The organism is Streptomyces noursei (assembly GCF_001646665.1).
Taxonomy (GTDB): Bacteria; Actinomycetota; Actinomycetes; order Streptomycetales; family Streptomycetaceae; genus Streptomyces; species Streptomyces lavendulocolor.
The window spans coordinates 81,458-95,405 of sequence record NZ_LWBU01000395.1; the positions used below are offsets into that span (position 1 = coordinate 81,458).

Here is a 13,948-nt window from a genome sequence, read left to right on the forward strand (position 1 = left end):
CCCCCGCGGGACCGCCCGCCTGCGCCGCGCCACCCGCCTGCGGCCCGTCGCCCGCGCCGGGGGCGTCCAGCTGCCGGGCCAGCCGCCGCGCCTCCTGCCGCCACCGCGCCCCGTACGCGTCGCCACCGCGCCGCGCCGCACGCCACGCGGCCGCCAGATCGTCGCCGTACGCACGCGGCGGCTCCTCGCTCAGCAGCGCCACCACCTCGGCGGCGCGCCGCGCACCGACCGCCGGCGCCCCGTCCAGCAGCGCCCGCGCCAGGCGCGGGTGCAGGCCCAGGCGGGCCATGGTGGCGCCCCGGCCGGTCACCCGGCCCGCGGCGTCCACCGCGCCGATCGCCGCCAGCACCGACCGCGCGGCGGCCATGGCGCCCGCGGGCGGCGGGTCCAGCAGCGCCAGGCCCGCCGCGTCCGGGTCGCCCCAGGCGGCCGCCCGCAGCGCGAACCCCGCCAGGTCCGCCACCTGGATCTCGGGCGCCGGGAACCGGGGCAGGCGCCCGTCCTCCGCCTCCGTCCAGCACCGGTACACCACGCCCGGCGCCTCGCGCCCCGCCCGCCCCGCGCGCTGCCGGGCGGCCGCCCGGGAGGCCCGTACCGTCGTCAGGGAGCCGAGGCCCCGCGCGTGGTCCACCCGCGGCTCGCGGGCCAGCCCCGAGTCCACCACCACCCGCACGCCCGGCACCGTCAGCGACGACTCCGCCACCGACGTCGCCAGTACCACCCGCCGCCCGCCGCCGGGGGAGAGGACCGCGTCCTGCACGGCCGCCGGTGCCTGCCCGTGCACCTGGAGCACCTCCGCGTCCACGGAGGACAGCAGCCCCGCCACGCGCGCGAGCTCCCCGACACCGGGCAGGAAGCACAGCACGTCGCCCGCGCGCTCCGCCAGCGCCCGCCGCACCACCGACGCCACGTGCGCCAGCAGCGCGGGGTCCACCCTCGTCCCGTGCGGCGGGCGCACCGTCCCGGCCGGCGGGGCCCACACCACCTCCACCGGATGCGCCACCCCCTCGGCCCGGACCACCGGAGCGCCGCCCAGCAGCCGCGCCCAGCCCTCCGCGTCGGTCGTCGCCGAAGCGGCGACCAGCCGCAGCTCGGGCCGCAGGGCCGCCCGTACGTCCAGCAGGAACGCCGCACAGGTGTCCGCGTCCAGGTGCCGCTCGTGGCACTCGTCCAGGATCACCACGTCCACCCCGGCCAGTTCCGGGTCGCGCTGGAGCCGCTGGAGCAGCACACCCGTCGTCACCACCTCGACGACCGTCTCCCGCGACACCACCCGCTCGCCGCGCACCGTGAAGCCCACCCGGCCGCCCACCCGCTCGTCCAGCAGCCACGCCATCCGCCGGGCCGCGGCCCGCGCCGCGATGCGCCGGGGCTCGGCGACCACGACGCGCGCGCCCCCCGCCGCCAGCGCCAGCGGCACCAGGGTGGTCTTCCCCGTCCCCGGCGGGGCGCACAGCACCGCCGACCCGTGCCCGTCCAGCGCCCGCTCCAGAGCGGGCAGGGCGGTGCGTACGGGAAGGTCCCGGGCCTCGTCCCGCAGTCGCATCACACGCGCTCGCAGACGAAGATCGCCGTCCCGGGGATCAGGTTGCCGCGCAGGGGCGACCAGCCGCCCCACTCCTGGGTGTTCCAGGAGGGCCACTCCGGCTCGACCAGGTCCACCAGCCGGAAGCCGCCCGCCACCACGTCCCGCACCCGGTCCCCGAGGGTGCGGTGGTGCTCCACGTACACCGCGCGCCCCTCGTCGTCCTGTTCCACGTAGGGGGTGCGGTCGAAGTAGGAGGCCGCCACGGACAGGCCCTCGGGCCCCGGCTCGTCGGGGAAGGCCCACCGGATGGGGTGGGTCACCGAGAACACCCACCGTCCGCCCGGCCGCAGCACCCTGCGCACCTCCCGGAAGACCCGCACGGGGTCCGCCACGAAGGGCACCGCCCCGTACGCCGAGCACGCCAGGTCGAAGGCGCCGTCCCGGAAGGGCAGCGCGGCGGCGTCCGCCTCCACCAGGGGCACGTCCGCACCGATGCGCAGGGCGTGCTGGAGCTGCCGGTGGGACAGGTCCAGGGCGACGGGCCGGGCGCCCCGGGCGGCCAGCCAGCGCGAGCACTGGGCCGCGCCCGCCCCGATCTCCAGCACGTCGAGGCCGGCGACGTCCCCCAGGAGGCCCGCGTCGGCCTCGTCCAGCCCCTCCGGGCCCCACACGAACCGGTCGTCCCCGAGGAACTCCCCGTGCTCGCTCTGGTACTCGTCGGCGTTCCGGTCCCACCAGCCGCGGCTCGCCCGGCTGCTCTCCTCGTCACCGGCCTGGCGCCGAGTTGCCTCAGGCTCGTACTCTTGGATCATCCCGCCCGCCGTTGTAGGTTGCGCACTGCTCCTCCGGGGAGCGGGATGCCCCGCCGGAAGCCGCGGTCGCGGCCACGATGGCCTTGGGAAACTTTAAATGTGCCGGGTATGCGACGTTCTGCCCCGGGTGTGCGCCTTCGCGCATTGACCCTGTCCGGCCGTCCCCGTATGCTAAAGGTTGCGCTGCGGGCCTGCGCGCCTCAGACGGAGCAGGTCGCGCTCGCATCTGTTGTATGTCCCCTCGGTTGTCGAGGCGCCTCCCCTGGCGGGGATGGGCGCTTCCTTGGCTGTCCGGCTTCTTCAGCTGCGATACGGGCTCTCGGCGTAGCAGTACCTACGACTTCAATGTCCGTACCGGAGCCCTTTCCCACATGACGAGCAGCACCGAGACCACCGCCACCACCCCGCAGGTTGCGGTCAACGACATCGGTAACGAGGAAGCCTTCCTCGCCGCGATCGACGAGACGATCAAGTACTTCAACGACGGCGACATCGTCGACGGCGTCATCGTGAAGGTCGACCGGGACGAGGTCCTGCTCGACATCGGTTACAAGACCGAAGGTGTCATCCCGAGCCGCGAGCTCTCGATCAAGCACGACGTCGACCCGAACGAGGTCGTCAAGGTCGGCGACGAGATCGAGGCCCTTGTTCTCCAGAAGGAGGACAAGGAAGGCCGCCTGATCCTCTCGAAGAAGCGCGCCCAGTACGAGCGTGCCTGGGGCACCATCGAGAAGATCAAGGAAGAGGACGGCATCGTCACCGGCACCGTCATCGAGGTCGTCAAGGGTGGTCTCATCCTCGACATCGGCCTCCGTGGCTTCCTGCCGGCCTCCCTCGTCGAGATGCGTCGTGTCCGCGACCTCCAGCCCTACGTGGGCAAGGAGCTCGAGGCGAAGATCATCGAGCTGGACAAGAACCGCAACAACGTGGTCCTGTCCCGCCGTGCCTGGCTCGAGCAGACCCAGTCCGAGGTTCGCCAGACGTTCCTCACCACCCTGCAGAAGGGTCAGGTCCGCTCCGGCGTCGTCTCCTCGATCGTCAACTTCGGTGCGTTCGTCGACCTGGGCGGCGTGGACGGTCTGGTCCACGTCTCCGAGCTGTCCTGGAAGCACATCGACCACCCGTCCGAGGTCGTCGAGGTCGGCCAGGAGGTCACCGTCGAGGTTCTCGACGTGGACATGGACCGCGAGCGTGTCTCCCTGTCGCTGAAGGCGACGCAGGAGGACCCGTGGCAGCAGTTCGCCCGTACGCACCAGATCGGTCAGGTCGTCCCGGGTAAGGTCACCAAGCTGGTTCCGTTCGGTGCGTTCGTCCGCGTGGACGAGGGCATCGAGGGTCTGGTCCACATCTCCGAGCTGGCCGAGCGCCACGTGGAGATCCCGGAGCAGGTCGTCCAGGTCAACGACGAGATCTTCGTCAAGGTCATCGACATCGACCTCGAGCGCCGCCGCATCAGCCTCTCGCTGAAGCAGGCCAACGAGTCGTTCGGTTCGGACCCGGCCTCGGTCGAGTTCGACCCGACCCTGTACGGCATGGCCGCGTCGTACGACGACCAGGGCAACTACATCTACCCCGAGGGCTTCGACCCCGAGACCAACGACTGGCTCGAGGGCTACGAGACCCAGCGCGAGGCGTGGGAGACCCAGTACGCCGAGGCGCAGCAGCGCTTCGAGCAGCACCAGGCCCAGGTCATCAAGTCCCGCGAGGCCGACGAGGCCGCCGCTGCCGAGGGTGGCGCCGCCGCCGCCGCGGCCGGTGCCCCGGCGGGCGTCTCGGGCGGTTCGTACTCCTCGGAGTCGGACGACAACTCCGGCGCCCTGGCGTCGGACGAGGCCCTGGCTGCCCTGCGCGAGAAGCTGGCCGGCGGCCAGAGCTGAATCCCGGCTCACCGCTGAACGCCGGTAACGGCTGAACACCGAGGCCCGTCCCCGCAAGGGGGCGGGCCTCGGTCGTGCGCGCGCGCCGGAGGCACCTGCCCCCGGAGGGCGCGTGAGCGACGGCGCCGGCGTCGGTCCGCGTCCCGGGCCGGGCCGGGGCGTTGTCCGCGGGGCCGGGCCCCGTCTGGCCGGGCCGGGCCCGGTCGGGCCGGAAATGAGCGCTCCGGGGGAATGCCGGTACGGCGAGTGACGTTCTTCCCTGTGAACACGAGGAGGAGCGGTAATCGTGCTTGATCCGCAGGATTTGTACGCATGGGACCCCAAGGGCCTGGCCGTCGTCGACGTGGCGCTGGCACAGGAGTCGGCCGGTCTTGTCATGCTCTACCACTTCGACGGATACATCGACGCGGGTGAGACCGGCGAGCAGATCGTCGACAGCCTGCTGGACTCGCAGCCACACCAGGTGGTGGCTCGCTTCGACCACGACCGGCTGGTGGACTACCGGGCGCGCCGCCCCCTGCTCACCTTCCGGCGCGACCGCTGGACCGGGTACGAGACGCCGTCCATCGAGGTCCGCCTCGTGCAGGACGCCACCGGGGCGCCGTTCCTGCTGCTGTCCGGGCCCGAACCGGACGTGGAGTGGGAGCTCTTCGCCCAGGCCGTGCGGCAGATCGTCGAACGGCTCGGGGTACGGCTCTCGGTCAACTTCCACGGCATCCCCATGGGCGTCCCGCACACCCGGCCCGTCGGCCTCACCCCGCACGGCAACCGCACCGACCTCATGCCGGGGCACCGCAGCCCGTTCGACGAGGCACAGGTCCCGGGCAGCGCCGAGGCGCTGGTCGAGTACCGGCTGATGGAGGCCGGACACGACGTCCTCGGTGTCGCCGCCCACGTCCCGCACTACGTGGCCCGGTCGGCCTACCCGGACGCGGCACTCACCGCCGTGGAGGCCATCACCGCGGCGACCGGTCTCGTCCTGCCCGGCATCGCGCACGCGCTGCGGACCCAGGCGCAGCGCACCCAGACCGAGATCGAGCGGCAGATCGGCGAGGGCGACGAGGAGCTGACCGCGCTCGTCCAGGGGCTGGAGCACCAGTACGACGCGATGGCCGGCGCCGAGACGCGCGGCAACCTGGTCGCCGAACCGGTGGACCTGCCGTCGGCCGACGAGCTGGGACGCGAGTTCGAGCGGTTCCTGGCCGAGCGGGAGGGCGACCTCTAGGGCGGGTCCGGCAGAGCACCCCCTAGGCTTCCGTCCATGCTGAAGGTTGGGTTGACCGGCGGAATCGGCGCCGGAAAGAGCGAGGTGTCGCGGCTCCTCTCCTCGTACGGAGCGGTCCTCATCGACGCCGACAAGATCGCCCGCGAGGTCGTCGAGCCCGGGACGCCCGGGCTCGCGGCCGTCGTCGCCGCGTTCGGCCCGGACGTCCTGACGGCCGAGGGGACCCTGGACCGCCCCCGGCTCGGGTCGATCGTCTTCTCCGACCCCGAGTCGCTGGCCACGCTGAACGGCATCGTCCACCCCCTGGTCGGCGCCCGCTCCGCCGAGCTGGAGGCGGCGGCGGGACCCGGCGCGGTCGTCATCCACGACGTACCGCTGCTCACGGAGAACGGTCTGGCGCCGCTGTACGACCTGGTCGTGGTCGTCGACGCGTCCCCCGGCACACAGCTGGACAGGCTCGTACGGCTGCGCGGGATGACCGAGGCCGACGCGCGCTCCCGCATGTCCGCACAGGCGACGCGGGAGCAGCGGCTGGCCGTCGCCGACCTGGTGATCGACAACGACGGCCCCCTGGAGGCGCTCGAACCGCAGGTGCGCGAGGTGTGGGACCGGCTGGTCGAGCGGGCCGGCGGGGAACGGCGGGGTGCTCCCGGCGCGTGACGGCGCCGGTACGGGGGAGCAGTGCGGCGGGGGCCGCCGGCGGAATACCCGGCCGGCCGCGCATGTTGAACCGCCGGAGCGAGGGAAGGATCCGAGCGTGCCCGAGACCAACCCGGAGACCCACGTCATCGACTACCGCGCGGCGGAGCAGCTGCTCGCCGCCCGGGACCCGCGCGGGGCCGTCAAGCTCCTCGACTCCGTGATCGCCGCGCATCCGGAGAACACCGCGGCCCGGCTGCTGCGGGCCCGCGCGTTCTTCGCCGCCGCCCAGCTGCGACCGGCCGAGCTGGAGTTCGAGCTGGTGCTGGAGCGCGAGCCGGACAACGCGTTCGCGCACTTCGCGCTGGCCCGCACCTTCCAGCGCTCGGGCCGCCCCGAGCAGGCGAAGCGCCACTTCCGGCTGGCCGCCGCGCTGGACCCGAAGCCGGAGTACCTGGAGGCGGCGCGCTTCCCGGTGGACTTCCCCGCGGACGTGCCGCCCGAGGAATGAGCGGGCGCCGCCGCTACCGCCCGCCGGGCCGGTCGTCCGGTTCGTACGGGGGCACGTCGCGGCCGGGCTGGTAGTGCGGCCCCTGGCGGATGTGGCGCAGGACGACCACGAGGTCGACCACGACGACCACGGTCAGCAGGCCGCAGGCCACCGCCCAGCCGGGGCGGCCCGCCATGGCGAAGGCCGCGGTTCCGGCGCCCGCCCAGATCAGCCCCCACACGCCCAGCGCGAAGCGGATCCGCAGGGGGCTGCGTGCCGTTCTCGGTTCACTGCCGGTACGCATGCGCATGATGATCGCTCTCCCGCCCGGCGAGTACCCACGGGGACGCGATTCGATCCGGGCCGGGGGTGGGCCGGGGGTACGCGCCGGGCGGCGGGGCCGTGGTGGCGCATGCCCGCGAGAATCGGTGCGCGGTACGGCTTGGTGCTCATCGCCGCGGACGGGTGCGCGGCCGACCCGGACGGCGGGCTCGTCGGCAGGCGCGTCTTCGGGCCACCGGGCCGGACGCCGCCGCCGGGGGAACCTGCCGGCTCGACCCCTGCCGGCCGCCGTCACCGCGGATGAGCCGGCCGGGGCACCGGCACCGGCACGGGCCCGGGAGCGGGCGCCCGGGCATCAGGACCGTACGGAGCCCCCGCGCGCACCCGCGCTACCGGTGAACGCGGGACAGGGCGCTCGCGGTGGTCGGCGCGGCGCGCGTGTTCCGGACGCCCGCCCGCGGGGCTCACCCCCCCCGGCGCGTACCCGACCGACGACGGAACCCGGCTGCACGCGCGGCCGCCGCACCGATGAGTTCCGGGCGGCTCCCCGGTCAACCTCCACGACAGCGACACACCGCCCCGGGCAACGCCCGTACGAGGAGACCGACATGACCGCCACCACCCCCGCCGCCGCGTCCGCCCCTGCCGCCTCCCCCGCGGTCCCCGCCTCCGCCCCGGCCGCTCCGAGCCGCCGCGCCGACACCGGCGTCCGGGCCCTGCAGATCGTGCTCGCCCTCTTCTTCGCGATCCCGAGCGCCGGACCGAAACTGGTCGGACACTCCTCGGCCGCGGCGTCCTTCGACGCGATCGGTCTCGGCGACTGGTTCATGTACCTGGTGGGGGCCCTGGAGCTGGCCGGTGCCGTCGCGCTGGTGGTACCCGCGCTGTCCGGCGTGGCGGCGCTCGCGCTGATCGGCCTGATGGCGGGCGCCCTCGTCACGCAGATCGCCTTCCTGGGCGGGCAGTTCTGGTACACGCCGGTGATCTTCGCGGTGCTGCTGGCCGTCGTCGCCCGGGCCCGCCGGGACCGTACCGCCGCTCTGCTGCGCCGGGTCGGCGGCCGGGTTCCGTCCGGCACACGGGGCGTGTGAGCCCGCACACGCCTCGGCGGAGGACCTTTACGCCGGACGGGACGGCACGGTACGAGAGGGGCAGGCGACGAAGGGACCTCCATGCGACCGGTGTGCATGACCAGGCAGGGCGCCGTACGCGGTGACATCTCGGCCGACGGGACCGCCTCCTTCCTCGGCATCCCGTACGCCGCCCCGCCCTTCGGCCCACTGCGCTTCCGGCCACCGGCCCCACCGCGCGCGTGGCGGGGGACACGGGAGGCGGCGACCCACGGGCCCACCCCGCCCAAGGCCCCCTACGCCCCGCCCTTCGACACCCTCCTCCCGGAGACGACGGTGCCGGGCGAGGGCTGCCTCAACCTCAACGTCTGGACCCCGTCCCCGGGGCCCGGCGACCGCCTCCCGGTCATGGTGTGGCTGTACGGCGGGGCCTTCGCCAACGGGGCGGCGTCCTCCTCCGCGTACGACGGCAGCGCCTTCGCGCGGGACGGCGTCGTGTTCGTGTCGCTCAACTACCGCCTGGGGACGGACGGGTTCGCGCACCTGGACGGCGCCCCGGACAACCGAGGGCTGCTCGATCAGATCGCGGCGCTCGAATGGGTCCGCGACAACATCGCGAACTTCGGCGGCGACCCGGACCGGGTGACCCTCTTCGGCGAGTCGGCCGGCGCCATGAGCATAGGCATCCTGCTGGCGGACGCGCGGGCACGCGGCCTGTTCCACCGGGCCATCCTGCAGAGCGGCGCGGCGCACCACTTCCTCCGCCCCGCGTCGGCCCGCCTCGTCGCCGCCCGGCTGGCCGCGAAGCTCGGCGTCGAACCGACGGCCGACGCCTTCGCCGCCGTACCGCTCGACCGCCTCCTCACCGCCCAGGCGGAGCTGCGGGGCGAGCTCGGCGCCCGCCCGGACCCTGCCCTCTGGGGCGAGGCGGCGCTCAACGCGATGCCCTTCGAGCCGGTGGCCGACGGCCCGGCCCTGCCTGGCCCGGACTGCGGCGTCGACCTGCTGATCGGCAGCAACCGCGAGGAGTACCGGCTCTTCCTGGTGCCCACCGGCCGGCTGCACCTCCTGCCGGAGGAGAAGCTCCGGTCCACCGCCGAGGCGTACGGACTCGATCCGGACGAGGTTCTGCCCGTGTACCGGGACGCCCGTCCCGGCGCCGGACCGGGGGAGATCTTCGACGCGCTGGCGACGGACTGGTTCTACCGGATCCCGGCGATCCGGCTGGCCGAGTCCGTGCCGGGGTCGTACATGTACGAGTTCGCGCGGCGCTCCTCCGCCTACGAGGGGCAGCTCGGAGCCTGTCACGCCGGTGAGCTGGCCTACGTCTTCGACCGGCTCCACGACCCGCGGTACGCCCCGATGATCGGTGAGGACCCGTCGCAGGCCGTGGCGGACGCGATGCACGGGGCGTGGGTGGCGTTCGCGGCCACCGGCGACCCGGGATGGGCCGCGTACGACACCGGCCACCGGACGACGATGGTCTTCGACGACGACCACGATGACGACGGCGGTCCGGGTCCGGGTCCCGTCGACGACCTTCGCGGCGCCGAGCGTGCGCTGTGGGAAGGGGTGCGCTGACGGGGCGCGAGCGGCGGCCGGAGCCGATTGTCAGACCCCCGCCGTAAGGTCGTAGATCCACGACACGACCAGCGGGAGGGGAGGTGACCGGCCATGCCGCGGCGTCCGCTGCCCATCGGTGCCGCCGTTCCACCGGGCATCGCGGCGAGCGGTCCGGTGAGCGGTCCGGCCGCCGGTTCCGCGCGCTTCCCGGCGGACGTCCCCCTGGGCACCCCTCCGGGCACCCCTCCGGGCGGGTCGCCGCACGCGTCGCCGCCCGTGCCGCTGCACACCTGCGCCGCCGTCTTCCTCCCCGCCGCGCTGCCCCGCGACGGCCGGGTCGCCTTCTGGTCCCCCGAGGACCGGCCCCTGCCCCCGTGGCCCTCTGGCGGCGGCTCCGGACAGGACACCCTCACGGTGGTGCGGGCGCACGGCCGCGGGGTGCGCGGCCGGGACGTGCCGGCGGTGGTGCTGCCGGTGGCCGACGCCCTGCCCGTGCTGGTCGCGGCGCGTCATGCCCCGGACGCGCACCCCGCGGCCGCCTGCTGGGGCGCCGCCGCCCTGCACGCCCTGCACGTGGCCGGGCGGGGCCGGCTGCTGCCGGGGCTCACGGCGGGCGACCTCGACGCCTGGCGGGCCGGGCCGCTGGACGCGGACGACATCGCCCACCTCCGGGCGGTCGCGGCGGCGATGCCGTACGAGGCCCACGCCGTACCCGTGACCGGCTCCCGCCCGCTCCGGCTGCCCGAGCCGGAGGCCCTGGTGCGCGCGTTCCTCGACGCGGTCGCCGACACCCTGCCCCGCACCCCGGCAGCCGCGTACGCCGCCGGGAAGCCCTTCGCGGCCCGCGACCCCCAGCACCTGCCCCGCGCGCGTGCCTGGGCCGCCGAGGCGGCGGCGGGCATGGACGCCGGGGTCCGCGTCTCCCTCCGTCTCGACCTGTCCGGGTACGAGCTGTTCGACACCCTCCACGAGGGCGGCGGGGAGCGGGAGGCCGCCGCCGCGCTGGTCCAGGTCCACAGCCTCGCCGACCCCACCCTGGTCGTCGACGCGGCCGCCCTGTGGGCGGGGGAGGGGACCGAGCAGTTCGGGCCGCGCGCCAGGATCGACGCCGTCCTGGCGCTGCGCCGCGCCGCCCGCGTATGGGCCCCGCTCGCCCGGCTGCTGGAGCGGGACGTCCCCGACGTCGTGTCGCTCACGGAGGACGAGCTGTACGAGCTGCTGGGCCCGGCTGCGGCACGGCTCGGCGCGGCCGGCGTGACCGTGCACTGGCCCAGGGAGCTGGCGCGGTCGCTCACCGCCGCCGCGGTCGTCCGGCCGGCGCCCGGCTCGGCGACCGACGGCACCGCGTTCTTCGACAGCGCGGAGCTGCTGCGGTTCAACTGGCAGCTGGCGCTGGACGGCGACCCGCTGACCGAGCGGGAGATGGACGCCCTGGCCGAGGCACACCGCCCCATCGTGCGGCTGCGCGACCAGTGGGTGGTCGTCGACCCCGCGCTCGTGCGGAAGGCCCGCAAGCGGGAGCTGGGCCTGCTGGAACCGGTCGACGCACTGGCCGTGGCGCTCAGCGGCACCGCCGAGGTGGACGGCGAGACGGTCGAGGCGGTCCCCGTCGGCGCCCTCGCGGCGCTGCGCGACCGGCTGGTGGCCGGCCCCGGCACCGTCGATCCGCCGCCCGGCCTCGACGCCACCCTGCGCGACTACCAGCTGCGCGGCCTGGCCTGGCTGGACCTGATGACGTCCCTGGGACTCGGCGGCTGCCTCGCCGACGACATGGGCCTCGGCAAGACCGTCACCCTCATCGCCCTCCACCTGCGCCGCGCCCGCCCCGCCCCCACCCTCGTCGTCTGCCCGGCCTCCCTGCTCGGCAACTGGCAGCGGGAGATCACCCGCTTCGCCCCCGGCGTACCGGTGCGCCGCTTCCACGGCACCGACCGCACCCTGGACGGTCTCCGGGGCGGCTTCGTGATCACCACGTACGGCACGATGCGCACCAGCGCCGAACACCTGGCCGCCCACGAGTGGGGCATGGTCGTCGCCGACGAGGCCCAGCACGTCAAGAACCCCTTCTCCGCGACGGCCAAGGCGCTGCGCACCATCCCCGCGCCCGCGCGCGTCGCCCTCACCGGCACCCCCGTCGAGAACAACCTGTCCGAGCTGTGGGCGCTGCTCGACTGGACCACCCCCGGCCTCCTGGGCCCGCTCAAGGCGTTCCGCTCGCGCCACGCCCGCGCCGTCGAGAACGCCGAGCAGATCGAGAACGACGAGGCGGTCGAGCGCCTGGCCCGGCTGGTCCGCCCCTTCCTGCTGCGCCGCAAGAAGTCCGACCCGGGCATCGTTCCGGAGCTGCCGCCCAAGACGGAGTCCGACCACCCGGTGCCCCTCACCCGTGAACAGGCCACGCTCTACGAGGCGGTGGTGCGCGAGACGATGGCGCGGATCGAGGGAGCGGAGGGCATCGCACGCCGGGGCCTGGTGATGAAGCTGCTGACGTCCCTGAAGCAGATCTGCAACCACCCCGCCCAGTACCTGAAGGAGGAGTCCGCCCGGCTGGCCGGCCGCTCGGGGAAGCTCGCCCTCCTCGACGAACTCCTCGACACGATCCTGTCCGAGGAGGGCTCCGTCCTGGTCTTCACCCAGTACGTGACCATGGCCCGGCTCCTGACGGCCCACCTCGCGGCCCGCGCGGTCCCCTGCCAACTGCTGCACGGCGGGACACCGGTGGCGGAGCGGGAGCGGATGGTGGACCGGTTCCAGACGGGCGAGGTACCCGTGTTCGTGCTGTCCCTCAAGGCCGCCGGCACCGGGCTCAACCTGACCCGGGCCGGCCACGTGGTGCACTACGACCGCTGGTGGAACCCGGCGGTCGAGGAGCAGGCCACCGACCGCGCCTACCGCATCGGCCAGACCCAGCCGGTGCAGGTCCACCGACTGATCGCCGAGGGCACGGTGGAGGACCGCATCGCGGAGATGCTGCTGGCCAAGCGCGCCCTGGCCGACGCGGTCCTCGGCTCCGGGGAGGCCGCCCTCACCGAGCTGACCGACCGGGAGCTGGCCGACCTCGTGTCCCTCAGGAGGCTGTCGTGAGCCCGCACCGCCCCGGCGCCCGGCGCGTCCCGCTGCACGACGACCGCCGCCGCACGTTCCCCCCGCTCGCGCCCGCGCGGCACCCGGAGGGCAAGTTCGCCGCCACCTGGTGGGGCAACGCCTGGGTGGAGGCCCTGGAGGACACCGCGCTCGACCCGGCGCGCCTCGCGCGCGGCCGGGCGTACGCCACCATGGGGCACGTCGACGCGATCACCGTGACGCCGGGCCGCGTCACGGCGTACGTCCACGGCAGCCGGCCCCGCCCGTACCGCACGGACATCCGGCTGCGGGTCCTCGGCGACGACGACTGGGAGCGCTTCCTGGACGCCGCCGCCGCCCGCCCCGACCACATCGCGGCGCTCCTCGACAAGGACGTGCCGCACGCCCTGGCTGCGGCGGTCGACCTGCTCCCCGGGCCGGGTGACCTCGTCCCCGACTGCTCGTGCCCCGACCACGGCTACCCCTGCAAACACGCCGCCGCCCTCTGCTACCAGGCGGCCCGGCTCCTCGACGAGGACCCGTTCGTCCTCTTCCTGATGCGCGGCCGGGGTGAGCAGGAGATCCTCGCGGCGCTCGGACACCGCAACGCCGCCCACGAGGCCGCCGAGGCGGGCGCCGCGCCGCCGCCCATGCCCACCGTCCCCGCCGCCGCGGCCGTCACCGCCCCGCCCGCCGCGGCCCTGCCGCCGCCCCTGCCCGCACCCGACGGTCCCGGGCGTCCGCCGCTGTACCCGGAGGACCCCGAGGCCCCCGACCCCCTGGCCCTGGAGATGCTGGCCACCGAGGCGGCCGCCCGCGCGCACGCCTTCCTGACCACCGGCCAGGACCCGGTCGCCGCCCTCAGCCCCTGGCAGGACGCCGTGCGCCTCGCGGCCGCCCACCCCGGCTCCGGCCTGACCGCCTCCACCCGGGCCCTGTACCGCGACCTGGCCGCCGCCCTCGACCGCACCCCCGCCGACCTGGCCCGTGCCGTCGCCGCCTGGCGCCAGGGCGGACCGGCCGGGCTCGCCGTCCTGGAGGAGCCGTGGGACCCGCCCGCCGGCCCCTTCGACCGGGCCCGTCCCGCCCTCATCGCCGCCGACCTCCCCCACTTCCGCCCCTGGCGCAACCGCCTCTCCAGCCGGTCGCTGCAACTGCGTTACGGCCGCGACGGCCTCTGGTACGGATACGAGTCGGATCCCGACCGCGAGGACTGGTGGCCACGGGGCACCCCCGACGCCGACCCGGTCGGCGCGCTCACCGACCTGCTGGAGCGCTGAGGCGCCCGGCCGGCTCCCGGCCCCGGCCCCGGCCCATGGTCCGGGCTCCCGGGCGCTGGGACCGGCCGGGGAGGACGACCGGTGCAGAGCCTGTGAGGGTTCGAATGACCCGCCACTCG

The 13,948-nt window shown here is 75.0% G+C and carries 11 protein-coding genes; 8 read left to right on the plus strand and 3 right to left on the minus strand.

All coding sequences use genetic code 11. The annotated features are described in order from the left end of the window. Nucleotides 1-1,546: DEAD/DEAH box helicase (locus A4V12_RS39340; protein WP_234372422.1), on the minus strand; the 1,546-nt coding region annotated here is incomplete at its 3' end. Then, nucleotides 1,546-2,340 carry a class I SAM-dependent methyltransferase gene (locus tag A4V12_RS32315; RefSeq protein ID WP_064073048.1) on the minus strand — a complete coding sequence of 265 codons (795 nt, stop codon included), beginning with the start codon at nucleotides 2,338-2,340 and terminating at the stop codon, nucleotides 1,546-1,548. The genes A4V12_RS32315 and A4V12_RS39340, both read right to left, overlap by 1 nt. Nucleotides 2,341-2,711: 371 nt before the next feature. On the opposite strand from A4V12_RS32315, the gene rpsA reads away from it, so the two are divergent. From rpsA to A4V12_RS32335, 4 genes are all read left to right on the plus strand, one after another. Next, nucleotides 2,712-4,217 carry a 30S ribosomal protein S1 gene (rpsA, locus tag A4V12_RS32320; RefSeq protein ID WP_064073049.1) on the plus strand — a complete coding sequence of 502 codons (1,506 nt, stop codon included), beginning with the start codon at nucleotides 2,712-2,714 and terminating at the stop codon, nucleotides 4,215-4,217. A gap of 286 nt (nucleotides 4,218-4,503) precedes the next feature. Then, nucleotides 4,504-5,442, plus strand: a complete 939-nt coding sequence (locus A4V12_RS32325; RefSeq protein WP_064073050.1) for a PAC2 family protein — start codon at nucleotides 4,504-4,506, stop codon at nucleotides 5,440-5,442. Nucleotides 5,443-5,478: 36 nt separating this feature from the next. After that, nucleotides 5,479-6,102: a dephospho-CoA kinase gene (coaE, locus tag A4V12_RS32330; RefSeq protein ID WP_064073051.1), complete on the plus strand. Its 624-nt coding sequence runs from the start codon at nucleotides 5,479-5,481 to the stop codon at nucleotides 6,100-6,102. 97 nt (nucleotides 6,103-6,199) lie between these two features. Continuing rightward, the gene (locus A4V12_RS32335) at nucleotides 6,200-6,592 is read left to right on the plus strand and encodes a tetratricopeptide repeat protein (protein ID WP_064073052.1); all 393 of its coding nucleotides are present in this window, start codon (nucleotides 6,200-6,202) and stop codon (nucleotides 6,590-6,592) included. A 13-nt stretch (nucleotides 6,593-6,605) separates the two neighbouring features. Here A4V12_RS32335 and A4V12_RS32340 read toward each other — a convergent pair whose 3' ends face one another. Next, nucleotides 6,606-6,875, minus strand: coding sequence for a DUF6343 family protein (locus A4V12_RS32340; RefSeq protein ID WP_199831443.1), 270 nt, complete (start codon nucleotides 6,873-6,875; stop codon nucleotides 6,606-6,608). Nucleotides 6,876-7,461: 586 nt separating this feature from the next. Here A4V12_RS32340 and A4V12_RS32345 point away from each other — a divergent pair. The 4 genes from A4V12_RS32345 (at nucleotide 7,462) to A4V12_RS32360 (ending at nucleotide 13,829) form a co-directional block, all read left to right on the plus strand. Beyond that, nucleotides 7,462-7,944 (plus strand): DoxX family protein, encoded by a 483-nt coding sequence (locus A4V12_RS32345; RefSeq protein WP_064073053.1) that lies wholly within the window; start codon nucleotides 7,462-7,464, stop codon nucleotides 7,942-7,944. A gap of 96 nt (nucleotides 7,945-8,040) precedes the next feature. After that, nucleotides 8,041-9,504 (plus strand): carboxylesterase/lipase family protein, encoded by a 1,464-nt coding sequence (locus tag A4V12_RS32350; protein ID WP_234372423.1) that lies wholly within the window; start codon nucleotides 8,041-8,043, stop codon nucleotides 9,502-9,504. Between the two features lie 93 nt (nucleotides 9,505-9,597). Then, entirely contained in the window at nucleotides 9,598-12,570 is a 2,973-nt protein-coding gene (locus tag A4V12_RS32355; protein ID WP_079137543.1) for a DEAD/DEAH box helicase, read from the plus strand. After that, entirely contained in the window at nucleotides 12,567-13,829 is a 1,263-nt protein-coding gene (locus A4V12_RS32360) for an SWIM zinc finger family protein (protein ID WP_064073055.1), read from the plus strand. Before A4V12_RS32355 ends, A4V12_RS32360 begins: the two co-directional genes overlap by 4 nt. Nucleotides 13,830-13,948 lie beyond the last annotated feature (119 nt).